We start from the raw sequence: 26,241 nt of genomic DNA on the forward strand, positions 1-26,241 counted from the left end.
ACTGTGCAATTTATCAGGTCTAACTGGTTAGATTGGGGCGAAGCCAGCGTTCCGCTTCTGCTAAAGACCAGCCTTTACGTTCTGCGTATACTTCCAACTGGTCTTTATCGATTTTACCCAGGCCGAAATATTTCGCTTCAGGATGGGAGAAATACCAGCCACTGACACTGGCCGCAGGCATCATGGCAAAGTGTTCAGTGAGTGACACGCCGACATTTTCTTCACCGTTCAACAGAGCGAACAATGCCGTTTTCTCCGTATGGTCCGGGCAGGCCGGGTAGCCGGGGGCTGGACGAATACCGGCGTATTTCTCCCTGATCAGCTCTTCATTACTGAGCTGCTCATTGGAGGCATAACCCCAGAACTCCTTGCGCACTTTTTCATGCATACATTCCGCAAACGCTTCGGCAAAACGGTCTGCCAGTGCTTTCACCATAATGCTGTTGTAGTCATCACCGGCTTGTTCATATTGCCTGGCCAGTTGGTCTGCACCAATACCTGCGGTCACCACAAAACCACCCACATAGTCTGGCAGACCGGACGATTTTGGGGCCACAAAGTCAGACAGGCTGTAATTGGGCTTATCCTCCGGTTTTGGTGCTTGCTGGCGGAGGTGGTGCAGGGTTGCTTTGATGTCGCTTCTCTTTTCATCCTGATAGATGGCCAGGTCATCGTGATTGATCTGGTTGGCGGGCCAGAAACCAATGGCTGCCCGGGCACGGATCAACTTTTCGTTGATCAGTTTATCCAGCATCTGCCGTGCATCGTGATACAGGCTGGTGGCTGCTTCGCCGACCACTTCATCTTTCAGAATGGCGGGAAACTTACCGGCCAGATCCCAGGTCATAAAGAACGGGGTCCAGTCGATGTAATTGACCAGTTCTTCCAGCGGGAAGTCATCGAACACTTTAACGCCGGTAAACGTCGGAACCGGTGGCTGGTATCGGGACCAGTCCGGTTTGCAGGCGTTATCCAGGGCTTCCTGGTAAGTGAGCAGTGCCCGTTTGTTGCTCCGTTTTCCGTGACGGATCCGGATTTTTTCATACTCGGAGCGGGTCTCTGTCACCAGGGCGGGCTTTAATGAATCACTCATCAGCCGGGTTGAAATCCCCACACTGCGGGAGGCATCGGTGACATAGATGGCCAGATCATCCTGGAACTGCGGCTCAATTTTTACCGCCGTATGGGCCCGTGATGTGGTCGCTCCACCAATCATCAGTGGGCGTTTGATGCCCTGACGCTGCATTTCACTGGCCACATAAACCATTTCATCCAGTGACGGGGTGATCAGACCGCTGAGCCCGATAATATCAACGTCTTCTTCCACTGCGGTTTTCAGAATGGTTTCGCAGGGAACCATCACCCCAAGGTCAATAACCTCAAAGTTGTTACAGGCCAGAACGACACCGACAATGTTTTTACCAATGTCGTGTACATCACCTTTGACCGTGGCCAGCAGAATCTTACCATTGGATCTGGCACTCTCGCCTTTCTCTTCTTCTATAAAGGGCACAAGATGCGCAACCGCCTGTTTCATCACCCGGGCACTCTTCACCACCTGGGGCAGAAACATTTTACCCGCACCAAACAGGTCACCCACCACGTTCATGCCATCCATCAGTGGGCCTTCAATCACCTCAATAGGACGGCTGGCGGCCAGTCTTGCTGCTTCAGTATCGTCAACAATCCAGGTGGTAATGCCTTTGACCAGCGCATGTTCCAGCCGTTTGTTAACAGGCCATTCCCGCCAGGCCAGATCTTCCTCTTTTTTGCCGGAAGAACCACCTTCCCGATATTGGTCTGCAACGGCCAGCAGCGCTTCAGTCCCATTCGCTGAGCGGTTGAGGATGACGTCTTCAACCTTGTCTTTCAGCTCCGGGGGAATTTCTTCATAGATCTCCAGCTGCCCGGCATTGACAATGCCCATGGTCAGTCCGGCCTTGATGGCGTGGTAGAGAAAGACCCCATGAATGGCTTCCCGAACCGGGTTGTTCCCCCGGAAAGAGAAGAGACATTACTGACCCCACCGGAACTCATGGCGTGGGGCAGATTCTCACGAATGTATTGAACCGCATTGATGAAATCCACCGCATAGTTATTGTGCTCATCAATACCGGTGGCCACGGCAAAAATATTGGGGTCAAAAATAATGTCCTGGGGCGGGAAACCGACGTCATTGACCAGAATGTCGTACGACCGCTGACATATTTCTATTTTCCTGGCTTCGGTATCCGCCTGCCCCTGCTCATCAAAGGCCATAACCACAACGGCGGCCCCATAATTGCGGCAAAGACGGGCCTGACGGCGGAAGATATCTTCACCTTCCTTCAGGCTGATGGAATTGACAATGCCCTTGCCCTGAATGCATTGCAGCCCGGCTTCGATGACCTCCCACTTGGAGGAGTCCACCATGATCGGGACCCGGGAAATATCCGGTTCAGAGGCCACCAGATTCAGGAATGTAGTCATAGCGCTTTTGGCATCCAGCATTCCTTCATCCATGTTGATGTCGATAATCTGGGCACCGTTTTCCACCTGGTCACGGGCAACATCCAGGGCCGTATCGTAATCTTCTTCGATAATTAAACGTTTGAAGCGGGCGGAACCGGTGACGTTACAGCGCTCACCGACATTGACGAACAATGAGTCCCGATCAATGGTAAATGGCTCCAGACCACTTAAACGACAGGCCACCGGAATGGTCGGCATGGCTCGTCGGGGAATTTCAGCAACCTTGTCGGCAATGGCTTTAATGTGTGCCGGTGTGGTACCACAGCAGCCACCAATAATGTTGACCAGGCCGGATTGGGCAAACCCGGCAACAATCTCTGCCATCTCATCGGGACTCTGGTCATATTCACCAAACGCGTTGGGCAGACCGGCATTGGGGTGAGCACTGGTCCAGGTACCTGCGCAGTTGGACAGTTCTTCAAGATAGGGGCGTAACTCACTGGCACCCAGGGCACAATTCAGACCAACGGACAGTGGCCGGGCATGTTCGACCGAATTCCAGAAGGCTTCTGTCGTTTGACCCGACAGGGTGCGACCGGAAGCATCGGTAATGGTGCCGGAAATCATGATCGGCAAGGCAAAGCCCAGCTGGTCGAACAGGTCTCGCACCGCATAGATGGCCGCTTTGGCGTTCAAGGTGTCAAAAATGGTCTCTATCAGCAGGATATCAGCGCCGCCTTCAATCAATGCTTTGGCGGCCTGCTGATAGGCGTTCACCAGTTCGTTGAAACTGGTATTTCGATAGCCGGGATTGTTGACATCAGGGGAGATGGAAGCGGTTCTGTTGGTTGGGCCAAGAACACCAGCGACAAAACGGGGTTTATCCGGGTTGGCCCGGGTAAATTCATCGGCCACTTCCCGGGCAAGACGGGCTGCCTGGTGATTAATTTCCGGTACCAGATCTTCCATCTGGTAATCTGCCATGGCGATGGTGGTGGCATTAAAGGTGTTGGTTTCCAGAATATCGGCACCGGCTTCAAGATACTCCCGGTGGATCTGTTGAATAATGTCCGGACGGGTCAATACCAGAAGATCATTGTTGCCCTTCACATCGCAGGCATGGCTGGCAAAGCGTTCGCCACGGTAGTCCGCTTCCTCCAGCTTATAGTCCTGGATCATGGTGCCCATGGCACCATCAAGGATCAGAATGCGTTTTTCCAGCAGTTGTGTCAGGTCAGAGAGGGCTTTTTTTTGGTGTGGCGAAGCTTGCAGCATAGATAGCAGACCAATGTTATTTTTTCTAGCGGGCATAGTACCAGAACTTGGCTCCCGGATGCCTCTGGTTTCTGTTGGGTCAGGAAGCAGTGTAAGTGTATGGGTTCTGTAAATAAAAGACCTATGGTACCAAAATAGTGAAACCTTCTTCCATCGAGGGTATCCAATTGCTTTGAAAAAATAGATAAGCAGGAGATAAATCATGGAGCCAATGAGTAGCAGCCACACCCGGATAAGGCTTAACTCCGGGGATGGGAAGATGTCTTCTGATACACGGCCGTTGATGGTTACTCCAACAAGTGATCAAGCGCTGACTGATGCAGCCGCGATCAGAGATGGTCATGGGAAGAGCTTTGTTAACAGGGAGGTTCGTGTAATTGAAGTGTCCGAACAGTTTCATGGAGTCAGTACACGTGCCCTATTGAAACCGAGCCAGAGTGAAACGGCTCAGGTAGCGCTATGTGAAGGTGCGTCACAGGAAATTAAACCGCAGAGTGCCGAACATGTTGAACAAAAAACAGTTCTGGACCCGGAGATGTTGACCCGGCAGCTTGATGAAATAGAAACACAGATCATTGAACTCACCAGTGTTCATGGTGAGATACCACAAAAGGAATTGATGAGATTTAAGTTAGCTGCACTGTATATCCAGGAGAATATCCTCACAAGAATGTTGTACGGCATGGCAAGTCAGGAGGAAGCATTCAGTAAGTTGGAATCGCTTGGAGACTTATTACCACAGTCATCAAATGGTGCTGCTCTCATGAGGGTGCTGGATTTATGGTGGCTTCCCGGTAACGCGAAATACTTTCCTGAAACAACCATTATTTCTTTTAAGAGGCTTAATTCTGTTAGTGAGTATTTGGAGACAGCTCTCGGGAATTTGAATACAGTTGACGAGCCTTTTGACAAAGGCCGGTTGCTTTTTAACGACGAGTTGAAAAAAAAGCTGATCCCATTAGAAGGAAGCGGTGATAGCAGCACTGCAAGTTCTCTTACTTCAGAATGTTTCAGTGAAAAAGAGTTCAAAGAGGTCTTGGGCAGACTTCTTAAAAAAGGGAGCAATGAATGTTTTACGGCCAGCCAGAATAAATCTCAAGTGCATGGCTCTGCTTTAAGTAATGTAGAGGATAATCCTTGCCGGGATGAATCGGAAGGCGTAAAAAGCAATAGTATTCAGAGGGAGTTATTAGATCGGTCATCCAAAGCTATGAAGTCTGACTTCAGTTTGACCAAGCTTGATAAAGTAGTGGTTATTTTCCACCATCTTTACCAAATACATAACAATAAAATGTATATTGAATCACTTAATCTTACCAATATTGATGTTCTTGATAATTATTTTAACGAGCTTTTATTGGAAACAGAGTTATCCGTTTATGAGAAAGAGATCGCCTGGTTTGCTTTTCTACAATCATTAGGACATTTTTACTACAAGATAGCTATGGAGTGTACAGTCAGTTACTGTGCTGGAAAAAGTAATTATGTAAAAACAGCTCATTATAATAAGGCAATAACTTACAATGCCAGGCTTCATAAAATGGCGATGGACTGTATTAAAAGGGATGTCTGTCAGAGTGCTGACTTTTGGGTTTTAAGCCTGCTCGGTTCAGGATTACTGATGAATTATCGCTGGACATCCAGAGACAGGGCTCAATTAACCTCTCTAAGCATGGCGGTGGAGAGAAGCCCTAAACAGGAATCGGAAATTGCACTGGCAAAATATACCTGTTTTTCTATCGCAGAAGTCCTGGAGGATGTTGGAGCGTACAGAAGTGTTGCTGATAATTCTGAAAAATACAATACCTTTGCGCTATTAACCATGCTTTGGAATGATCTCGGGTTTTCCCGTTGGCCATACTCAAACACCTTGAATCCGGAAAAAGCACTTGAATATCTGGAATTCATTCGATATGAAATAAACAGTAATGATAATCAAAGCGCCGAATTGCTGAAGCAATCCATGGATATTGCCTATGAATTTAATAAATTGATGCAGGGATCGACCCCGATTTCACAGCTGTATTCTGAAAGAATCGCCCTGTATTACTTTATGCGGAATGATCCTCAAAAGGCATCGGAACTTCTTAAATTTACCAGGGGTAAAAGCAAATCGCTTTATTTTGGGCTTTGCATGGCATCAAAGGGTGAATACCTGTTTGCCATTCAGTTTATTGAGAAGGATAAAATTAAAGATGCTTGTATTAAAGCACTGTTAGGTATTCTGTGCGAAAGGCTGGCCAGCTCTAAGAAAGAGTCATCTGAAGAATATAATGAATTGCTCACAAAAGCAGAGCTTAATTATCGGGCCGTGATTGGCTCACGGCCTGAAATGAATAAATATTTAGCCATGTTGATTGAAAAACGAGGTCATCTGTCAGACTCGCTAAAACACTGGAAAGCTTACCGCTGTTTTTTACATGATCAGGAAGATAAAAGTAATATAAGGTCGGTAAGGTTTAAAATTCCCATGGAGATTAAACTGGTTGGTGAAAAAATTCTGGAATTGGAGAGCCTGATAGGGGGAATTAAATCTGAGAAAAAGGCAGAGTCACTATTGGGTGATGATAAATCTTATGGCCAGGGAACTGTGGAAAAGAAGCCTGAACGTCAACATGCCAGGAAAAGGAAAGGCAAGAAAAAGAGCCAACCTGCTGCCGATAGGAAACCGGCTTGCCAGGAACAAAAGCCAGCAGACATCCACAGCGAAAAGCGTTGTTCTATTCAAGTGCCGAATCCCGGGGCTGAGCTACATCTTACCAGTGGATCAGAGTTTGAGGGACAAACCGATCCTCAACACGATTATCAACAGGGCCTGAACGAAAACCAATGGCAGCTGGTCACTGGAAAGTCTGACCCGTTTCGGCTTGTTGTGTATCAGGGCGTTAAAATTCCTGTTTGCTTTTCAATAAAAGAAGTCGAGCGTCACTGGGGAAATACCCGCAATTTAAGAAATGTTTTAACCAATCGGCTACTCTTCCTTGACATTGGGCGGGGAGATTATGATGGGGTTTTGAAACTGATTGATCAATATGTGGGCGAAACTGACAATCCGGTAGCACAGTTACACTTCATACAAAATAGAGAGTGGTTGTTGAGATGTAAGAGTTTTGATAACCGTGCACTTTATGTCCATTGTCGTCGTTCTGGCCAAACAATCCCGGCATTAAAGGCAGAGTTACGGTTATCTATTTTGCAATGTGTGCGGGAACAGGTGGAGTCTGTTTTTCAGCATGCGTTTCAGTGCTTACCTTCGCCTCTGTGGTTCAGTAATCCCGAGTTGTTGAAAAAGGACATTAAATGCCTGATAGATCACGTTCATCCTGAATTTTGTGTACAGGTTGGCGCTCAATTTTCAACAGCGGCCCATGTCATGCAAGATATTCATTGGGAGTTTACCTGCCAGAGGGTAACCGACCAGACATGTCGCTCACTGTATGGCCACTCCCCCGGGGACTATGCCAATTTGGCTGAAAAGTTCTATAAATTTCGTAAATTTATCGATCCTCAACATCTTTCGGACATTATTTAGAGGGTCTTACTGAGAATCTTTTCCAGGGTATCTATTGATCAATATAAATAAACAGGCGACAGATTATGAACCCAATAAGTAGCAGCCACACCCCGGTAAGGCACAGCTTTGAGGGCGGGGAGGTGTGTTCTGATACACAACCGTTGAACGTTACACCAACAGTATTGGTCGGTGATAACGATTTCACGGAAGCGGGCACGTTCAGAGATGGTCAAGGGAAGAGCATTGTGAACAGGGAAGTTCGTGTCATTGCCGTGCCCGAACAGTCTCATGGCGTCATTACCCATGATCCGTTGCAAGCCAGCCAATATAATGTGGCGCAGGAATCGCTGTGTGAAGGTGCTCAACAGGATGTGCAACCGGAGCGCACAAAGCAGACTGAGCATCAGGCAGCTCAGGATCCGGAGATATTAGCCCGGCAGCTTGACGAAATAAAACAACAGATTATTGATCTCACCAGGGTTCATGGTGAGATACCCCATCAGGAATTGATCAGGTTTAAGTTGGCGGCTCTGTATATTCAGAAGAATTTCCTCATAAGAATGTTGTACGGCATGTCAAGTGAGCAGGAAGCATTCAGTATGATTCATTCTCTCGGAGACTTAATACCACCATCAAATGGCAATGCTCTCATCAAGGTGTTGAATTTATGGTGGCTGCCCGATAACGATAAATACTTTCCTGAAATTGAATCCTTAACGAAATTTTATTCAGTATGTGAGCAAATGAAGGCCATTGATAAGGAGTTGGAAGAATCTATTGAGTCTATTGATAAAAACAAGCTTTTTCTGGAAGCTTTTGAGAAGTTGAAAAAAACAGTTGTCTCATCAGAAGGGGACAGTGATAGCAATAGTTTAAGTTCTTTATCTTCAAAGTTACTCGCTAAAGAGTCAGAATGCAAAGAGGCCATGGTTAGAATAAGATCTATTATTGAAAAAGTTCACCATGAAACGGTTATGGCTGGCTATAATCGGTGCCAAATGCATAGCCCTGCTTCAGGTGATGTAGAAGAGTGTCGATACCGGGATGAACCGGGAGCCGTAAACAGTAACAGTGCCAGGGAACAGCAGGAGGGACAATTGGCTGAAGTTGCAAGATCCCCCTTTAGTTTGACCAAACTTGATAAAATAGTGATTATTTTTCACCATCTCTACCAGGAATATTATGATGATCATTATGTTGAAGTAGTTAATGCTGGCAATATTGACTTTCTTGACAACTACTTTAACGCACTTTTATTAGAAACAGAGTTGGCCGTTCATGAGAAAGAGATTGCCTATTTTGCTTTTCTTCAGGCATTGGGGCAATTTTACAACAAGGTAACCATGGAATACTCAATGTCATCCCATGGTTACTCTTCCGGAAAAAATGCCGCTGTCAGGTTAGCCGTTCCGGGACAGGTAAAAACATACAACCGTATTCTTCATAAAATGACGATTGCCAGCATTGAAAAAGGCATTTGTCGTGTTGCTGACTATTGGGTTTTAAACTTTCTCGCTGCAGGATTTTTGGTAAATTATCGCTGGAAAACGACGGACAGGGTCCAATTAGCCACATTAAGCTCGGCATTGGAGAGATGCCCTAAACAGGAGTCAGAGATTGCACTGGCAAAATGTACTTGCTTTGCAATTGCAGAAGTCCTGGAGGATGTTGAAGTATTTAGAAGTGTTGCTGAAAACTCGGCAAAATACAATACTCTGGCACTGTTAACCATGCTCTGGAATGATCTTGGGTTTTCCCGTTGGCCTTACTGTACCACTTTGAATCCGGAAAAGGCACTTGAATACCTGGAATTCATTCAAGTTGAAATAAATGACCATAAAAATCAATCTGCTGAAATAGTCAAAAGAGCTATGGATTATGCTTATGAATTAATTCTATTGATGCGTGGATCGTCACGAAGTGCACGATTGCGTTCTGAAAGAGTCGCCCTGTATTACTTTATGCAGGGTAATCCTGCCAAGGCATCAGCACTTCTTGAATTTGCCAGGCATAAAAGTAAAACACTTTATTTCGGACTTTGCATGGCCTCAAAGGGTAAGTATCAATTAGCGATTCAGTTTATTGAAAAGGACAACGTTAAAGATGTGTGTGTAAAAGCATTGTTAGGTATTCTTTACGAAAAGCTCGCCAACTCTCAGGGTGAGTCAAGTGATCAATTCACCGGCCTGCTGAATAAAGCAGAACTTAACTATCGGGCGGTGATTGGCTCACGGCCTGAAATGAATAAATATCTTGCCATGTTGCTTGAAAAACGGGGAGACCTGTCAGGTTCATTGAAGCATTGGAAAGTTTACCGATGTTTTTTACATGACCATGCAGATAAGAGCAATGTAAGGTCGGTCAGGTTTAAAACCCCCATGGAGATTAAACTGGTTGGTGAAAAAGTGCTGCAATTGGAGAACCGGTTAGAGGACATTCAATCTGAAAAAAATGCCCTTTCATTATCGGGAGATAAGAAATTTCACCGTAAAGAGGCTGAGGGAAGGGCACCAGAAAGTGGGCCTGCCAGGAAAAGCAAAGCCAGGAAAAAGAGCCCGCCTGATGTTGTCAGTAAGCAAGCTTGCCAGGAACATTGCCAGGAGCAAAAGCTACCTGACGTTCAGAGTGAAAAGCATTTTGCTATGCAAATGCCCGATCCTGAGTTTGGGCGAAACCTTGACCGTGAATCAGAGCTTGAGGAACAAACCGATCAGCAACAGAGCCCGGACGAAAACCAATGGCAACTGGTGACTGGCAAGCCTGAACCGGTTCGCTTTAGTGTGAACCAGGGCGTTAAAATTCCTTTTGGCCTGTCAATAAAAGAAGTTGAGCGTCACTGGATGTATACCCGCGCTTTCAGAAATGATTTAACCAATCGGTTGCTCCTCCTTGACATAGGCCGGGAAAATTATAATGGGATTCTGGCAGTCATTGATCAATATGTGGGTAAGATTGAAAATCCGGTAGCACAGTTACACTTTATCCAAAATAAACAGTGGCTGTTGAGATGCAAAAGCTTTGATAATCAGGCGCTGTATGCCCAATGTAGCTATTCTGGACAATCGATCCAGGCGTTAAAAGCAGAATTACGGTTATCGATTTTGCACTGTGTGCATGAACAGGTGGAATCTGTTTTTCAGCAAGCCTTTCAGTGCTTGCCCGCATCACTTTGGTTCAGGGACCCCGAGTTGTTGAAAAAGGACATTAACTGTCTGATAGGTCACGTTCATCCTGAATTTTGTGTGCAGTTTGGTGCTCAATTCTCAACAGCGGCCCATGTCATGAAAGATATTTATTGGGAGTTCGCCTACCAGAAGGGAAAAGGCCAGACCTGTCGCTCACTGTATGGCCACTCCCTTGACGACTATTCCGATTGGGCAGATAAGTTCTATGACTTTCGTAATTTTATCGATCCACAGCATGTCTCGGATGTTATTTAATGGATACCTGCTCAATGGCAACGCCGTTTTCCCGACAGAACTGTGATAGTTCTTCCTGAGGATTGCGGTCGTACTGGATGTCATAAACAATGCGCCGGATACCGGCCGCTAACAGGTTTTTGGTGCATTGGTCACAGGGGCTGTGGGTTACATAAGCGGTAGCCCCCTCAATGGGAGTACCCGACCGTGCTGCCCAGATAACCGCATTGAGTTCAGCATGAATTTCATGCCTGAGTGACCAGGGGTGGTGTTCTTCGTAGTCAGCCTCATTACAGTTGATATAGCCTGAAGGCGTGCCATTAACCCCTGTGGAAAGTACCCGTCCATCCTTGACCAGCAGACAGCCTACCTGAAGGCGCACACACTTTGATAATTTGGCCAGGGAGTGGGCCATCTCCATATACACAGAATCAACCGATCTAATGTCCTTGCTATCAGTGGCCATTGGTCATTTGTTCCTTGAGTTTTCTGAAAACGTCGTCTTTACGCTTACCAGACACAGAAGCTATTAATTCAGGCTCTGGCGCAATGCATCATTAATAAACTGATTCAAACTGCGGTTACTGGCCGCTGCTGCCACACTGGCGGATTCGTGCAGATCCGGGTCAATACGCAGGTTCAGCTTGCCGGAGAAAGACTTGCGTGGCTCTATGCCTTCCTCCTGACAGGCCTCCAGAAACACTTTCAGGGAGACCTTGCCTTCCTGGTGCAGGCTTTTGACATCCGCCGCGTAAAAATCTGCGCCGCCGTTCAGGCCAATAAACTCGCCCCGAAACAGATCAATGTCCGGGTCGTAAGTAATGATGGCGGTATAGCCGTTGATGTTCATCTGGTTAATCATGGCGTCACTCCGTGGTTCTCCAGCCACCGGCGGATACTGGCCACCGCGCCCTTGTCGGTATCCGGTGACGGATGTGGGCGGTGAAAGATCCTTACCTCACCAAACAGTACCACCTTGATCCGGCTGCCTTCACGTTCTTCAACTTTGGCACCAAGGCCCAGAAATAAGCTTTCAATATCGGCCCAGTGAATGCTGCCGCTGACTGGTCTGGCAAACAGTTTGCGCAGTGTCGTGGCATGTTTCTTTTTCATTGTCTTGTTTGGTAAACAGTATAGCCTCAATGGTACCGGATAATAGTACTATCGACAATGGTATGTATATATGGCCTGCTAACAAAGCGCACTGCCGGACCTACTGGCAAGCCCAATGAGAAAGCGGGTATGGTGATTCATACCCGCTTCGATAGCAACAGATTCAGGCAGCCTGTGGCGTGGCTTCTGAAACATCGCTGGTTTTCATCAGACAGACACCGGAGATGGCAACTGCGATTAAGGTGATCGCTGACAGCGACAGGGTACCCGCTTCAGGCAGAAAGCCGATCAGTGCACTGATCAGTGTTGCCAGCAGCATCTCAATAAAGAAAATCAGGCCCGCTGCGGTACCCATATTCTCTTTCATATGTTCAGTGGCCCTGGCCTGACAGAGCGGCATAAACAGACCGAGACCCAGTTCATAAATAGCGATACCCGCAACATAGCCGGTGATAGATTGACCATCCGTCAGCAGACCGCTCACCAGGGAAACCATGGCACCAATCATCAACAGGCTACCAGCGACCAGGGTGCTCTGGCTCCGGCTCATGTTGGCGGACAGTTTTGGGCCCATGGATGCACTGAGCAGGTAGCTGGCAATAGCCACAGCAAACAGGTAGCCATAGGTGGCCGGAGAAATGCCTAACTGACCAATAACCACAAAGGAGCCTCCGGCAACAAACACAAAGGCTCCGGCAAATGCCGCACCGGCGGCGATGGTAAAGCGCAGGTAGCGGGCATCCGTCAGCACCGCTTTATAGCCTGCCAGCACAGAATTTTTCGATGTGGTTTCCATGGTTGTTTCCGGCTTGTGTTCTGGCAAGAGCGTCAGTGCCAGTATTGCAATCACCGCCATGGCTGCCATCACGTAAAAGCTGTACTGCCAGTCGGCATACTCCTGCAGATAACCGCCGACAATCGGTGCTGCCATGGGGGCAATGGTCAGGCAGCCGCCAATATAGGCCAGCATTTTCACTTCCATCTGGCCACGGTAATAGTCCCGGGCCATCATTCTGGCTACGGCAGTTCCGAAGCAGCCAAAAACGGCCTGGGCAAAACGGGCGGCAATGAATAGATAGATGCTATCCGTCAGCAAAGTGATTGCTGTTGCCGCAAGGTAAAGGGAGTAGCCCATCAGCAGGGTTTTCTTACGGCCCAAACGATCAGCCAATGGGCCGACAATCAGCATCGACAGGGAAAAGCCCAGCATGAATAAACCAACACTCCATTGAGCAATCGCGGAGGTGGTGGCAAAAAACGCGGTGATTGCTGGCAGTGAGGGGGTAAAAATATCAATGGACACAGGTCCTACCACCGCAAACAGGGTCAGAAAAATCAGAACAAAAGCGGGGTGCTTTTCGGGAGTCAGGTGTCGCATGGTGGTCCGCTGATAAGTTGCAAAAGAGGCGGAGAATGCGGCATGTGCGATTGTTCAACAATCCGTGTTTATGCCAATTATCAGTTAATGTCATGATCGTATGTGTTAGCATCGTGCATTGATAGGCTATCGCACTTCTCGGTCAGCCTCCCGGACTCCCGGAACCTTCATGGAGCGGTTAACTTGAGTTTTCTGAAATTAACTTTACGTTTCTTTCACCATCATTTTTTGAAACTGAGCTGGCTGGCTTTGTTGATGGGTTTGCTGGGCCACTGTATGTTGTCCTGGGCGCTGATGTGGCTGGCCGGTGAATCAGCGCTTCTGCCTGTTGATCAGTGGTTTTATTTTTATGTCACAACATCGACCACCGTCGGCTATGGCGATCTGAGTCCGGGTACTGCCTCAGGGCGGGTTCTGGCTGCGTTGTTTATTCTCCCCGGTGGCGTTGTGCTTCTTGCGGGAGGGCTGGGGAAGCTGTCATCATTTTTTCTCAGATTATGGAGTAGAAGAATGCAGGGCAAAGGGGATTACTCAGATTTGGATAATCATATTGTCATATTTGGCTGGAAGCGGAATCACACCCCGAAAATGTTACAGCTGATTTTTGGCGACAAACGTCGTGAGAATCGAAAGATACTGCTTTGTACCAGCCAGGAAATGGAGAATCCTCTTCCTGACCAGATTTTGTTTGCCCAGGGGGAAAGTCTGACGGAGCCGTCGTTTATTCAGCGAACCGGCATTGGCAATGCGGCCAGAGTGATCGTGTTCCGTGACTCCGATGATCAGACCCTGGCCACCTGCCTGAGTATTGCCGCGACAAAAACCAAAGCCCATGTTGTTGCCTGGTTTGAAAGCCAGCAGATGGTATATCTGCTTCAGTCCCACTGCCCGCAAATAGAGTGTCACAGTAATTTGTCAATGGAACTGCTGGTTCGCTCAGCCCAGGATCCGGGGTCTTCTCGTGTGCAACAGCAACTGTTATCAACATTGACCGGGCCAACACAGTACAGTGTTCGCGTGCCTGAAGATTTTGGGGGGACGACGTTTGGTCGACTGCTGGAGTTTTTTAAAATTCATCACGAAGCCATAGCCCTTGGAGTGGCCGGGTCTGCCACCGGAGATAACCTGAGATTAAATCCGCCCGGCAATGACCGGGTGACAGCCGGACAGGTTGTTTATTACCTGTCTGCTCATCGGATTCACGGACATGAAATTCAGTGGGAGCAGCTGTAGTTCCGGCGCTGCGGTAATCAACCCTAATTGAACTTGAGACCCATGCGGTATTTAACATTAATACCGCAATTTGGCCTTTTTCGATGATTCTCTATCATTGCCAACCTTTTGAACCAGTAAAAACCAATCTCTTTCGATAATGCTGCAGGTTTACCAGAGTTCTTAATTGATACTTTAGTTTTTATTTGTGAACTATGTTTTCGCCGGGTTTATCTTTTCAAATCAAGAGCATTACTTGATGAATAATCATGCTTTTAAGTAATTGGTATATTTTAAACAGAAATAATAGTGAACTTTTCATCTTTTATTCGGTCTCAATAACTAAATAACCATTATGTGATTACTCCTCAATTGGGCTTAATCACTTATTTTTCTAATTTAAACAGTAATGTTTCCACTAATAACAATAAGGAGTTCTGTTATGATGCCAGCTAATGCACGCACTGAGTCGGCCAGCGAAATCCCGGATCAGCCCCATGCTCATCCAAGAGTTGGTCAGGTTGACCCATTATCCCAAGGTGTCCATTCTGCGACCTTTACCTCGCAACAATCACCTTATGGACCCATGGCTGCCGGTCACACTGTCAGGGCTGTCCCCCCTGAGTTACACCTGGGTGAACAGCAGTTTGACCCTGAAGACCCCTCTAAAGTGCCTGATGATCAGGTCATCGTTGGACGCCAGCCTCGTACTCTATCTTCCCTTGAATGGCTGGGTGATAGGATTAAAAAGGGGTTTGCCAGCCTGGTCAGAATGTTCAAAATGATGGGGATTCTCTTCAGTATCTATCGGCATGGTGGCAGTATAGAGAGCTTCCAAAACGCTGCTGCTAAAGCCCGGGGGGGGGGATTCTGGTAAAGGCAATTCAGTTTGCATGCAGTTCTCCCTCAATTGCCCAAGATCTTTTTGGTGATGACCATGAGAAATTTACCAGGACTTTATCTCACGTTGCCACCAGCAATAAGCCAATGACCGAGGCAGAGCTGATTCACTGCCTTGATGAAGCAGGTATTGATTACAACCCGGAGCGATTGAATGAAAGGCGTAATCTCGGTACTGGTTCAATTGGTGAGGTCAATGAGATCATCCTGAAAAGCGGAGAGAGTCTGATTGTCAAGACCGTTTCCGAGTCAAGTGAAACCAGGGTTTACTCTGATTTACGGGTTCTCAGGTTCGTACTGGGGCTGATTACCTTCCTTGCACCGGGTTCAATTGGTAAAGGGACCAAACATGCCATTTTCTCATTCTTTGACAGTGTCAAGGAAGAATTGAATCTGATCACTGAGGCCAACAGAACACGGCAACAGGATTTTGCTTTCAAGGCCGTTGCACAGCAGCATATATTTGATATTCGGCAAGACGAATTACCGGATTATGCATACGCGCTGCCTCCCCGGCCAAATGGGTGGGAAATCCGGCATCCTGACACCGGCACGGTTTTGCTAAGTCTTCCGGTTAATTTTAAAGTTCCAGCCGTTGATGGTAATACTGCCTCTGCCCATGCCTTGGGCATGGAAAAAATTGATGGGGTTACGCTAAGTGAACACGACCAGCCAAAACTTCGGAGTCTTGCGGCAAAGCTATTGAATATCGATGAGACGAATATATCGGACGATCATTTACTCGCCTTCAGGTTAAGTCTGAAAAAACTGGCATTCGAACACTGGTTTTACTGTTATGCCCAGACGGGGTTTTTTAATGCAGATATGCATGATGGCAATGTCATGGTTACCGTTGAGGATGGCAGACTGAACATTTACTTTATTGATCTGGGTAATGCACAAAAAGTCTCGAGGGATGCGGTGAAAGCCACCTATACCATTCTTGGCGCGATGGAGCAACTCCGTGAAGAGTCCGGTGTAGCCAGGAGAAGTCAATATGCAGATCAGGTAGTTCAATGTCTGAAAACTTTGGGTGAATATGAATCTGATAAAGCAAATTGGGATAAGCTGAAGCAGGAGGTCCTGAATCTGATGCCCTATCGTGGAGAGGGCAAGATTGATCAAAAAGTCATTGACCTGTTTAACAGAGCCTATAACTGTAATGTGAAGATGCCAAAAGAAACTGTAGCGTTGTTCAGGGCCAAGGTATTAATTGACTCCCAGATCACTATTACCGATGAAGCAAGAAGGTCGTTGGACAGAATCGTGCCTTCATTGATCAAACTGCTGGGCCGTGATGCCAGTTCAAGTGTGCCTCTCGGAAACATTGCTGGTCAAAATGCTCTGCTGATGCTGCTACGGCAGCTTCCAGAATTACGTCAACAGCTAATTGAACTAATGAGCACCATTCAATTAACTGATGAGGAATTGGAATATGCAGTGTCTCAATTACTCTCAAAAATACACTTACCACCTGATGAATTCAGACGTGAGGTTGATGAATTAATTCGGCAATGGCAGATGCAGATGCCGCCTGCTCATCCCGCACAGACGCACAGTCATGCTGGGTCCAGCACTGCATATCCACCACCGGTGCCAGCTTAGAGTTAATTGGTAATAAGTTATCAGGCTTAACCGATAACCGATAATTCGGCAACCGGTATTAGCCTGAGTTACTTCCCGGCCTGACAAAATCAGCGAAAGAGTTATTGAGTCAGCAGCTTCTCCAGTTGTCTTGACACATGGTCAGGAGAGGTGGTTCTTCTGGCCATCAATGAATACATGGCAGGCACCACAAACAGGGTTAACAGGCTGGAAACGGTAACACCGGCAAAAACCACGACCCCGATAGAGAACCGGAACTCTGAACCGGCCCCTGAGGCCAGTAGCAGAGGAACGGCACCAACCACAGTGGTAAGAGCGGTCATCAGAATAGGGCGCAGCCGCAACGCTGATGCTTCAAGTACTGCCTCGTTAAAGATCCACCCCTGATCCCGAAGCTGGTTGATAAACTCCACAATCAGAATGCCATTCTTGGCCGATAATCCGATCAGCATGATCATCGCCAGCTGGCTGAAAATATTCAGGGTTTCACCACTGAGATAAAGACCGAACAAGGCTCCGCAAATGCCCGGGGGAACGGTGAACATAACAATCAGTGGGTGAACAAAGCTTTCAAACTGGGCAGCCAGCACCAGGAACACCACCAGCATGGCCATCGCAAAGACAAAGAAAATGGCACTTTTGTTTGATCGATAGTCCAGGGATTCGCCTTTGTAATTGACAATAGCCTCCGGTGGCAGGTGCTCGACCACTTGCTGATCGAGAAACTCCAGGGCTTCACCAATGGAGTAGTTGCCCTCAAGGCTTGCGGAGATGGTAATGGCCCGGTTCCGGTTGTAGTGCTTCAGCATGGCAGCTTTACCCACTTCCTGCACGGTTACCAGATTGTCAAGGCGGATTAACGTGCCGCTGGTATGGGAGCGGACATAAAGCGAAGCCAGATCAACAGCACTGGCAAAGTCATCTTCCCTGGCACGCAGGAAAACATCATATTCCTCACCACGCTCCATAAAGGTCGTGTCGGTTACACCGCCCAGCATGGTTTCCAGGGTTGCCCCGATGTCTTCTGCCGAAACACCCAGCTCCTGGGCCCGCTCCCGGTCAATGGTGATCTCCAGCTGTGGCTGATTCTGGTTGAAGTCAATATCCACATCCCGCAGCCCGGGATTGTCACGGGCCTTTTCGGCAATGACATCGGCCCATGCCACCAGTTGATCAAAGGAACCCCCACCCAGTACAAATTGCACCGGGGCTTCGGAACGGCCACCAATGGTGGAACGCATCACAGGAATGGCCCGAACATTGGGAATACCGGCCATCAGCTGACGTATCTGACCCATGACTTCGGCGGCACTGACCTCCCGGTCATCCCAGTCTTCCAGTGTGCCGATCAGAATACCGGAGTTACTGCCACCGCTGCTGCCCCAGCCCGGGGAGCGAACGTACAAATATTTCAGCACTCCCTGGCCCAGATGCGGCAGTAGTTTCGCTTCCAGCTGCAACATGCTCTGTTCCATGCTGTCATAGTTAGCGCCTTCAGGACCTTTGACGATCACAATAAACTCGCCCCGGTCTTCTGCCGGTGTGAAGGTCTGGGGAATCATCGGGTAGAGCAGTGCCGTCAACCCCAGTGACGCCAGCAGTAACATCAGACCCAACCATGGGTATTTGAGCATGTTCGCCAGAGCCTGACGATAAACGTCAGTGAGCCATTGATGTGCTTTTTCGATCAGCTGGCTTGCCTTTGACGGTTTGACATTCAGCTTCAGCAACCGGGAACTCATCATAGGCGACAGGGTCAGGGCGATCAGGCTTGAGAAAACCACTGCGCCAATAAGGGTCATGGCGTATTCCGAGAACAGTTGGCCAACAGAGCCTTCCATAAATATGATGGGCACGAAGGTCATCACCAGTACCACCGTGGTTGCCACCACGGCAAAGCTCACCTCCCGGGCACCTTTCCAGGCGGCGACCAGCGGTGGTTCGCCACGCTCCAGATGCTGGTGGATATTTTCCAGCACCACAATCGCATCATCCACCACCAGACCAATGGCCAGAACCAGTGCCAGCAGCGTTAGCAGGTTGATGGAGTAGCCCAGCAGATGGATAACGATAAACGCACTGATCAGCGACACCGGTACCGTAACGGCCGGGATCAGGGTGGCCCGCACATTGCCAAGAAAGATATAAAGCACCAGCACCACCAGGGCAATCGTCATGGCCAGGGTGGCATACACCTCATCAATGGCGGACTGGATATAAATGGAAGAGTCCCGCGTGGTGGTCATATAGGTGCCTTCCGGCAGGAAAGGGGTGAACGCATCGATCTCATCTTTCACATTCTGTATCACTTCCAGCGGATTGGCCTGGGAAAGTGGCACAATGCCAAGGCTTAACACGTTCCGGCCATTGGCTTTTGCCAGTGTCTCGATCTCTTTGGCCTCGGTGCGGATAGAGGCAATATCCGCAAGATAGACTCTGCGGCTGCCATCCTGACGAATCAGCAGACGACGGAAATCGTCAATGGTGTTGTAGTCACGGTTTAACCGGACGGGCAAGGTTCTCAAACTGTCGGTTAATTCACCGGCAGGCAGCTCGACATTGTCACGACGCAGGGCGCTGCGGACATCGCTGGTGGTGATTTGCCGGGCCGCCATGGCCCGGGCATCCAGTTCAATGCGCATGACATATTCCCGGGCACCCATAAGGTCAACGGAGCTGACGCCATCCACCAGGGAAAGGCGATCCTGCAAGGTACGTTGTGCATAGTCAGTGAGTTCAATCAAAGACATGGTGTCACTTTGCAGGCTGACATTGAGAATGGTTTCGCCACTGCCATCGTTCTTCCAGACAATGGGTGACTCGGCTTCATCCGGCAGTCGCCAGATAACCCGTGACATGGCTTCCCGAACGTCATTGGCTGCCGTTTCCATATCCCGGTCGGGAGAGAACTCGATATTAATCCGGGACGTACCATTACGGCTGGTGCTTTCAATAAAACGCACCCCTTCAATACCACCGAGCTGGTCCTCAATGACATTGGTGATCTTGCTTTCAATAACCTCGGCAGAAGCCCCGGCATAGCCGGTATACACCATCACCGTCGGTGGGGTAATATCCGGGAGCTCCCGAACCGGTAACATCTGGAAGCAGATCACCCCGAAGGTGATCAGCAGCAGGCTGACGACAGTGGCAAATACCGGTCGTTTGATGGATAAATCAGACAGTATCATGGTTACAGCAATCCATTGGCAGCGGCAGGTGTGACCGGGTTGGCAGAGAGAACCGACGGCCCTTTCTCAAGCACCTTTACCCGGCGGCCATCGGTGACTTTTACCGCACCTTCATTCACTACCCGCTCGCCTTCCACCAGTCCGGATACGACAACGATGAACTGATCAATGGTTTGCCCGGTGGTAATGGTCCTGCGTTCCACCCGGTTTTGCTCATCAATCACAAACACATAACGGCGGTTACCGTCATACAGGATGCTGCGGGAAGGCACAACCAATCGTTGTTGCTGGTTCGGGCGCTCAATAGAGGTACGCATCAGCATACCCGGGAGAAGCTGTGACTCAGGGTTATCCAGCAGGGCCCTGACCTGAAAGGTCAGATTGACCGGATCAATCCGGGGGTTAATGCTGTTGATGGTGCCGGTAAAGGTTTTTCCGGGCCAGGCATCAGTGGTTGCTGAAACACGGGCCCCTTTGCTGATCTGGCCAAGGGTGTTTTCCGGCAGGTCAAAGGTCAATTTCATGGTGCTGAGATCATCCAGCGTGGTCAGCACGGTACCGGCATTGACAAGGGCACCAACGCTCTGTTCATGGAAACTCAACATGCCGGTGAAAGGCGCTTCCAGCGTATAGTGATCCAGTATGGCCAATTCTGCCTGAAGCGCGGCTTCAAGACGATCAACCGTGGCGCGCTGAGCCTTGAGTTGCTCAACGGAAATGGCTTTGCTGTTGATCAAAGCTTCCATATAGTCCAGTTGCCGCTGGGCATCCTCAAAGGCAATTCGCGCCTGGGCGGTGATTGCCTCCTGCTCACGGTCATCCAGTTCAACCAGCAGCTGTCCTGATTTGACATTCACACCATCGCGCAGATGCAGGGCAACAATACGGCCATTGATTTGCGGGGCAATGTCAACGGACTGGTTGGCTTTCAGATTTCCCAGTGCCATCAGACTCTGTTGCAATGTGGTGGCCGTCACTGGAAAGGCCGTTACCGCAGGAGCCTGGCTTTTTGCCGCTGTAGCGGAAGCGACCTGGGAAAAAACTGCCAGGCAGGTCAGGGCGACCAGCAGGATTGCCCGGGATTTGGTGGTCGCTGCCCGAGCCAATACCAACCCCGGTTGAGTGAAGAGAGAGCTTGCTGTCATGACCCGGAGGTCTCCTGCCTGTGGGAATAAGGGACATCAGAATTTGGCGGAAGTCTGACTGAATTCATTAATGGGGGGATTATATCGCTAAAAGGTTCGATGATACCCTGACGATTACGATAACTTTTCGTAATTTTGAGTCCATTCAAAAGAAAGACCAATGTCAGTTTCGGCTGCCCTGGTTTTTGCGTCAGGAAGACTGCCCCAAGCTCTTTCAGATTCCGCATTACAAGTCAATTTCCTGTGAATTCAGGGATTTCAGGAATACTAATTTATCTCTATTAAACCATGCTGTTGATTCACAACTCCATCCGGGAAGATCAAAGTCTTGTGTACAATGTACAGCATCAAAATCAATGGCCACACGTTCCCAATCTATATAATTATCATTTTCTGAATGAGTGTATTCTTTTAATAAGTGTTCATACGTTTCAAATGAGTCAATATGAAATATATTTGCTGTATCTGAAACCTGAAATTGAGCCGCAGTTTTGCCCAGAAAAATGCGCATACCGTTATTTCTACACCACTCTATCCAGGCAGTTGTGTTTTTTTCGGTTTTGATTTCTTCGGTTTCAGTTTCCTCGGTTGCAGTTTGTTTTTTTAGAGTACTTGTCCAAAAAGTATTTTCAGGTTTATCTCTCGGCAATCTCAGCCATAATGGAAAATTCTTACCCAGAGGTTTTGAGTTAAACGGAATACTGGGGTCATTTTTTACTACCTTCCTGCTAGAAAGCAATCGTTGCATATCAAACTGCTGATCACGTCTTGGTATGAATACTTGTGCTGAATGATAATTATCATATATTGAGGATGGCTCTGAAAGTAAAGCTGCACTATGTAAACTGGTTAGCTCGCTAGACTTCGCAGGAGATAAATTCATAGTAAGTTCCTTGTGTTTACGTTTATGAGTGTTTATTCACAAGGAAAGTTCACAAAGTCATGGATAAAATTCAAATCATGAAAAGCAGAAAAGCAGGGGGAAGATCCTTTATTGTTACCCTGAGTTCTACTCCCTTTTGATCATTTTCTGAGCTGCTGCTATTTTTTCTTCTGTCCAGCGACCTACCTGTGTTGTCAGGCTACGCTCTTCGTCGGCAAGCTCAAGGAGTTCTCCATAGTCTTCCCATGTGTCTTCATTAACAGCATCAAGCTCATCGTAGGTTTTCCTGACGGTCTGCAGCCGATCAAGGGCCTCGCTTTTCCTGGTCACGAAATCCTCCAGTAACTGTCGTTTCTCGCTGTTATCCGGGTCTGGATGCTTGCCACTGCCGCCTGTTTTTGAGTGTTGTAATAAGAGCTGAAAGGCAAGAAGATCCCCCTTACCCTTGTCGAGCCTGACTTTCTGGTCTTGCCAGGGCTCCTCAACGGCAAAATGACGGACGATTCTGGTATGTAAACTACCAAAGAGTTCCAGCTTTTTAGGGTTGTCCAACGCGTTATTGGTCAATAGAAGCTTTTCACAACTATCCAGCCGTAGCAGTGCATCATTCAGCTTCTTCTTTCTGGTCTTCTTCTTATAGCCGGGCAGCTGTTGTTGTTCGAAGAGAGCAACGGTTGCTACCACACTTTCATGCCTGTATTTCTCTTCATCGTTCAGAGGTGATGCCTGAATGATGGTTTGCAGTCTATAAAAGGCGTCTATGCTCAAGTCAGCAGCGCTGTCCCGCCACTCTTTGCTGCGGCACTGTGTCAGAAATAAATTGAGCCCGGTACGAAAATCCTGGCCTGCAGCTGCTTCGGCCCTGGCAAGCACTGCGAATTTCCTCTGGTCGCCAGGGGACTGGTTATCCATATCCCCTTTTTTCTGCCGCCATTCTGTTATTGCCGTTTTTGCCTTTTGCCATTGCGTTTTGAGACCTTCCAACTCATCAAGCGCTTCTCTGGTCGGATTTAGTTCGATATTTTTCAGCCCGATCTGTCCGGAGTTATATTTGTCTTTTCGCAATGAGTTAAGCTCTGTTGCGCCCAGCGATTCCTCTGCTGCTATTACCGATTCCATAGTCTGCGTCTGGTACCCGGAATCATTGGTACCTTCGAGGCCTGCCAGCTGGCCAGCATACTGCTCCCTGATATCCTGATACAGGGTGTCAACACCGGTTGACTCAGCGGCTTGCCATGTCTCCGTGGTCGCTGTGGGCAGGGTATTGCCAGATCTGGTAGTGACCATGGTCAGGCTTTCATCGGGCATCTGACCGCTATTGTCAACCGGCAGCTCCGGTAATGGTCTTTTGTATTGCTTAAGAGGAGGCAGTCGCTGACGATTGCTTTTCATTGGTGTCTGCTCATTATGATGGACAAGTGGTGGCAGCGGCCTTCTGGGTTTTTTCGAGGATGGTTTGTTATGTTTACCGGGCGGTGGTGGTAGCGGCCTGCTATTATTTGACACGGTATGAGAGGTGGGGTTGTCACTATTGTCACCCGGTGGCTTTGGCAGTGGCCGTTCAGGGCGTATTTGGTGCCCGGATCCCTGTTGTTTATCAGGTTGCTGTACTTTCGGACTGCTTTCGGGTGTGGTGATTTCGACTTTCCTCTGCCGGAGGAGAAACCCCGGCACCTTTGAGGTCACAAACGCTTTTGCGGCCTTTGCGATTTTAGCCCTTACCGATACAGACTTAGTGACCGATATCTGACGATCGCCGAATCTTGCTGTGGCGTCCTTTTTGCGCTGTTTGTCATTGTCGTCAGACTTATGGATGCCGGGCTGGACAATGTGTTGAGTGGTAGAATTGTTGATTTGTGGCATAAAGATCCTGTCCCCTTGTGCCTGATCTGCAACCTGTTACCTGTTTGCCATATTCGTTAAGGCAGTTTGCAGGGTTATCGACGATTGTCAGAGATAATTCATGGAAGTAGTTATGCTTACACTGTTGAGAGACGTTGAAAATGTCTTGATGGGCGCAACAAAGAAACTGTCCCCGGACGACAAAAATCTGCTCAAGGCAGCCAAGGATGGTGACCTGGCATCGGTGAAGACCTTGTTGGAACAGGGGGCTGATATTGAGTCCAGGGACCGGTATGGCGAAACTCCACTGTTTCTGGCGGTAACTTCGGAAAAACCGGCAGTTCTCAACTTTCTTCTGGCTGCGGGTGCCCGCGTGAATATCCATAATCATTCAGGTCAAACTCCGTTGCATAGAGCCCGTAGCGGGGAGACTGTGCACCAGCTTCTGGCTTGGGGAGCTGATATTGAGGCCAGGGATAATTGCGGAAACACGCCACTGTTCCCGGCTTGTTCTAAAGCCGATCTGGAGATATTAAAGGTATTTCTCGATGCAGGTGCCTGCGTTAATGCCCGCTCTGATTCAGGCCGGACTCCGCTGCACAGAGCCTGTAGCGGCGAGGTAGCGAAAGAGCTTCTGGTCCGGGGAGCCGATATTGATGCCAGGGATATGAATAAAGCAACGCCACTCATTTGTTCGATTCACATAAACGACACGCTGGAGGTATTCAAGGTGCTTCTGGCTGCCGGTGCCAATATTGATGCAGCTGATAAATATAAACTGACATCATTGCACCATGCGGCTAGCGAACACTGTTTCGACTTGAATTATCTGAAGCTGCTTTTGTCCGAGGGGGCTAACCTTGAAGTCAGGCAAGACAACTGCACACAATGGACCCCGTTACATTTGGCAGCAAAAAGTGGTTCGGGCAAGAAAGTACAACTATTGGTGGCTGAGGGTGCCAACTGTAAGGCGCGAGACTGGAATAGGTGTACACCGCTGAATTTTGCCAAGGGCAGAATTCGCAACTTGAAAGTCCTGTTGGCCGAGACTGGCAGGTTTGACAACATCAATCGGAATAATGAGCCGGAAAATTTTCAACCCCAATCACTTCAGGTCTGCGCCCGGGCCTCTATCCGCTCGCGCCTGGTTGCGCACAGTAAAGAAACGGGACAACCGTTGTCAAAATCGGTGCCGATGCTGCCGCTGAAGCCGTTGCTGCCGCAGCTGCCGGTGGATAAGCAACAGCTCAAAGACTATGTGTATGCGCCTTTGATGGGAAACCTTATTTTTGATTAGCAATATGGTAGGTCTGACACCATCACTGCTGTTGCAGTGCTAATAGAGTCTGGCCGAGGTTGACTCTGGAGCTGGGAGCCAGTAACAGGTCTTGAAGCTTTAATCCATTCAAAAGAAAGATCAAAGCCAGTTTCTGTTTACCTGGTTCTTGCGCCAGGAAGAATACCCCCAGCTTTTCCAGATGCATATTACAAGTCAATTTCTTGTGAATTCAGGCATTTCAGGAATACTAATTTATCTTTATTGAACCATGCTGTTGATTCAAAATCCCAATTGGGAATACGAAAATCTTGTGTACAATGTACAGCATCAAAATTAATGGCAACACGTTCCCAATTTACATAATTATGAACTACTGGATGAGGATATTCTTTTAATAAGCATTTATATTTTTCATTTGAGTCAATATGGAATATGTTTGCTGTTTCTAAAACCTGAAATTGAGCTGCAGTTTTTCCTAACAAAGAATTCGAAGGGTTTAGTCTACACCACTCTATCCAGGCAGTTGTATTTTTTTCGGTTGTGGTTTCTTTTGTTAGAGTAGACGTCCAAAAAGCATTTTCAGGTTTATCTGAAAACACTGTGATCCCTGATAAAAAATTCTTACCAAAAAGTTTAATGCTCAACTCAGCTGTGGGATCATTTTTTATTACTTTCCTGCTAGAAAGCAATCTTTGCAAATCAAATGGCTGATCACCCTTTGGTATAAATATTTGTGATGAATGATAATTGTCACTTGTTGAGGATTGCTCTGAAATGAAAGCAGCAGTATTTGATGTGGTTAACTCACTGGACTTAACAGTAGATAAATTCATAGTAAATTCCTCGTGTTTTTTCTTATGAGTATTTTTTACAATGAAAGTTCACAAACTCATGAAGAAAATTCAAATCATTATTGCTCATGCCATAAGCCTGACTACACTTGCCGTTTGTTGAGCATTTTTGCTCCTGGGCTTTTTGTCTTGCCCAGTCTATTTTATCTGTTGGACAGAAGCTAAACCACAAGATAATAAATA

Annotated in this window: 16 protein-coding genes and 1 pseudogene; 6 read left to right on the forward strand and 11 right to left on the reverse strand. The window is 48.0% G+C overall.

The features are described 5' to 3' along the window. Positions 1–19: 19 nt before the first annotated feature. A pseudogene (metH, locus tag O3276_RS01925) lies at positions 20–3,726 on the reverse strand (methionine synthase). 259 nt (positions 3,727–3,985) lie between these two features. Between metH and O3276_RS01930 the strand changes: the two are divergent. Then, on the forward strand, positions 3,986–7,258 hold the full coding sequence (locus O3276_RS01930) for a hypothetical protein (protein WP_269674116.1): 3,273 nt from the start codon (positions 3,986–3,988) through the stop codon (positions 7,256–7,258). Positions 7,259–7,323: 65 nt separating this feature from the next. Next, the gene (locus O3276_RS01935; RefSeq protein WP_269674117.1) at positions 7,324–10,680 is read left to right on the forward strand and encodes a hypothetical protein; all 3,357 of its coding nucleotides are present in this window, start codon (positions 7,324–7,326) and stop codon (positions 10,678–10,680) included. Here O3276_RS01935 and O3276_RS01940 read toward each other — a convergent pair. The 4 genes from O3276_RS01940 to O3276_RS01955 form a co-directional block, all read right to left on the reverse strand. After that, positions 10,673–11,125 (reverse strand): deoxycytidylate deaminase, encoded by a 453-nt coding sequence (locus O3276_RS01940; RefSeq protein ID WP_269674118.1) that lies wholly within the window; start codon positions 11,123–11,125, stop codon positions 10,673–10,675. The genes O3276_RS01935 and O3276_RS01940 overlap by 8 nt on opposite strands. Positions 11,126–11,188: 63 nt before the next feature. Further along, positions 11,189–11,521 (reverse strand): type II toxin-antitoxin system HicB family antitoxin, encoded by a 333-nt coding sequence (locus tag O3276_RS01945; RefSeq protein ID WP_269674119.1) that lies wholly within the window; start codon positions 11,519–11,521, stop codon positions 11,189–11,191. Further along, positions 11,518–11,772 carry a type II toxin-antitoxin system HicA family toxin gene (locus tag O3276_RS01950; RefSeq protein WP_269674120.1) on the reverse strand — a complete coding sequence of 85 codons (255 nt, stop codon included), beginning with the start codon at positions 11,770–11,772 and terminating at the stop codon, positions 11,518–11,520. Before O3276_RS01950 ends, O3276_RS01945 begins: the two co-directional genes overlap by 4 nt. Before the next feature lie 163 nt (positions 11,773–11,935). Continuing rightward, positions 11,936–13,150, reverse strand: a complete 1,215-nt coding sequence (locus O3276_RS01955) for a multidrug effflux MFS transporter (protein WP_269674121.1) — start codon at positions 13,148–13,150, stop codon at positions 11,936–11,938. A 183-nt stretch (positions 13,151–13,333) separates the two neighbouring features. On the opposite strand from O3276_RS01955, the gene O3276_RS01960 reads away from it, so the two are divergent. The 3 genes from O3276_RS01960 to O3276_RS01970 all read left to right on the forward strand — a co-directional run bounded on the left by O3276_RS01960 (position 13,334) and on the right by O3276_RS01970 (position 16,867). Further along, entirely contained in the window at positions 13,334–14,383 is a 1,050-nt protein-coding gene (locus tag O3276_RS01960) for a potassium channel family protein (protein ID WP_269674122.1), read from the forward strand. A gap of 421 nt (positions 14,384–14,804) precedes the next feature. Beyond that, positions 14,805–15,239: a hypothetical protein gene (locus tag O3276_RS01965; protein ID WP_269674123.1), complete on the forward strand. Its 435-nt coding sequence runs from the start codon at positions 14,805–14,807 to the stop codon at positions 15,237–15,239. A gap of 110 nt (positions 15,240–15,349) precedes the next feature. Beyond that, complete coding sequence (locus O3276_RS01970) at positions 15,350–16,867, forward strand: AarF/UbiB family protein (protein ID WP_269674124.1); 1,518 nt, start codon at positions 15,350–15,352, stop codon at positions 16,865–16,867. Between the two features lie 101 nt (positions 16,868–16,968). Here O3276_RS01970 and O3276_RS01975 read toward each other — a convergent pair whose 3' ends face one another. The 4 genes from O3276_RS01975 to O3276_RS01990 all read right to left on the reverse strand — a co-directional run bounded on the left by O3276_RS01975 (position 16,969) and on the right by O3276_RS01990 (position 23,949). After that, the gene (locus tag O3276_RS01975; protein ID WP_269674125.1) at positions 16,969–20,058 is read right to left on the reverse strand and encodes an efflux RND transporter permease subunit; all 3,090 of its coding nucleotides are present in this window, start codon (positions 20,056–20,058) and stop codon (positions 16,969–16,971) included. A 2-nt stretch (positions 20,059–20,060) separates the two neighbouring features. Then, positions 20,061–21,203: an efflux RND transporter periplasmic adaptor subunit gene (locus O3276_RS01980; protein ID WP_269674126.1), complete on the reverse strand. Its 1,143-nt coding sequence runs from the start codon at positions 21,201–21,203 to the stop codon at positions 20,061–20,063. A gap of 226 nt (positions 21,204–21,429) precedes the next feature. Further along, entirely contained in the window at positions 21,430–22,086 is a 657-nt protein-coding gene (locus O3276_RS01985; protein ID WP_269674127.1) for a hypothetical protein, read from the reverse strand. A 126-nt stretch (positions 22,087–22,212) separates the two neighbouring features. Then, a complete protein-coding gene (locus O3276_RS01990) occupies positions 22,213–23,949 on the reverse strand; it encodes a hypothetical protein (RefSeq protein WP_269674128.1) in 1,737 nt (578 codons plus the stop codon). A gap of 112 nt (positions 23,950–24,061) precedes the next feature. On the opposite strand from O3276_RS01990, the gene O3276_RS01995 reads away from it, so the two are divergent. Next, entirely contained in the window at positions 24,062–25,225 is a 1,164-nt protein-coding gene (locus tag O3276_RS01995; protein ID WP_269674129.1) for an ankyrin repeat domain-containing protein, read from the forward strand. A gap of 22 nt (positions 25,226–25,247) precedes the next feature. On the opposite strand, the gene O3276_RS02000 is transcribed toward O3276_RS01995, so the two are convergent. Together O3276_RS02000 and O3276_RS02005 are read right to left on the reverse strand one after the other, a co-directional pair. After that, positions 25,248–25,412: a hypothetical protein gene (locus O3276_RS02000; protein ID WP_269674130.1), complete on the reverse strand. Its 165-nt coding sequence runs from the start codon at positions 25,410–25,412 to the stop codon at positions 25,248–25,250. A gap of 1 nt (position 25,413) precedes the next feature. Next, positions 25,414–26,040 (reverse strand): hypothetical protein, encoded by a 627-nt coding sequence (locus O3276_RS02005; RefSeq protein ID WP_269674131.1) that lies wholly within the window; start codon positions 26,038–26,040, stop codon positions 25,414–25,416. Positions 26,041–26,241 lie beyond the last annotated feature (201 nt).

The organism is Endozoicomonas sp. GU-1, assembly GCF_027366395.1.
Lineage (GTDB): Bacteria > Pseudomonadota > Gammaproteobacteria > Pseudomonadales > Endozoicomonadaceae > Endozoicomonas.

What these genes read in the sequence shown, in the direction of transcription:
- O3276_RS01940 (WP_269674118.1), bottom strand. Translation starts at nt 11,125, where the DNA reads ATGGCCACTGATAGCAAGGACATTAGATCGGTTGATTCTGTGTATATG.
- O3276_RS01950 (WP_269674120.1), bottom strand. Translation starts at nt 11,772, where the DNA reads ATGAAAAAGAAACATGCCACGACACTGCGCAAACTGTTTGCCAGACCA.
- O3276_RS01970 (WP_269674124.1), top strand. Translation starts at nt 15,350, where the DNA reads ATGACCGAGGCAGAGCTGATTCACTGCCTTGATGAAGCAGGTATTGAT.
- O3276_RS01995 (WP_269674129.1), top strand. Translation starts at nt 24,062, where the DNA reads ATGCTTACACTGTTGAGAGACGTTGAAAATGTCTTGATGGGCGCAACA.
- O3276_RS01955 (WP_269674121.1), bottom strand. Translation starts at nt 13,150, where the DNA reads ATGCGACACCTGACTCCCGAAAAGCACCCCGCTTTTGTTCTGATTTTT.
- O3276_RS01990 (WP_269674128.1), bottom strand. Translation starts at nt 23,949, where the DNA reads ATGCCACAAATCAACAATTCTACCACTCAACACATTGTCCAGCCCGGC.
- O3276_RS01985 (WP_269674127.1), bottom strand. Translation starts at nt 22,086, where the DNA reads ATGAATTTATCTCCTGCGAAGTCTAGCGAGCTAACCAGTTTACATAGT.
- O3276_RS01965 (WP_269674123.1), top strand. Translation starts at nt 14,805, where the DNA reads ATGATGCCAGCTAATGCACGCACTGAGTCGGCCAGCGAAATCCCGGAT.
- O3276_RS01980 (WP_269674126.1), bottom strand. Translation starts at nt 21,203, where the DNA reads ATGACAGCAAGCTCTCTCTTCACTCAACCGGGGTTGGTATTGGCTCGG.
- O3276_RS02000 (WP_269674130.1), bottom strand. Translation starts at nt 25,412, where the DNA reads ATGCATCTGGAAAAGCTGGGGGTATTCTTCCTGGCGCAAGAACCAGGT.
- O3276_RS01975 (WP_269674125.1), bottom strand. Translation starts at nt 20,058, where the DNA reads ATGATACTGTCTGATTTATCCATCAAACGACCGGTATTTGCCACTGTC.
- O3276_RS01930 (WP_269674116.1), top strand. Translation starts at nt 3,986, where the DNA reads ATGTCTTCTGATACACGGCCGTTGATGGTTACTCCAACAAGTGATCAA.
- O3276_RS01945 (WP_269674119.1), bottom strand. Translation starts at nt 11,521, where the DNA reads ATGATTAACCAGATGAACATCAACGGCTATACCGCCATCATTACTTAC.
- O3276_RS01935 (WP_269674117.1), top strand. Translation starts at nt 7,324, where the DNA reads ATGAACCCAATAAGTAGCAGCCACACCCCGGTAAGGCACAGCTTTGAG.
- O3276_RS02005 (WP_269674131.1), bottom strand. Translation starts at nt 26,040, where the DNA reads ATGAATTTATCTACTGTTAAGTCCAGTGAGTTAACCACATCAAATACT.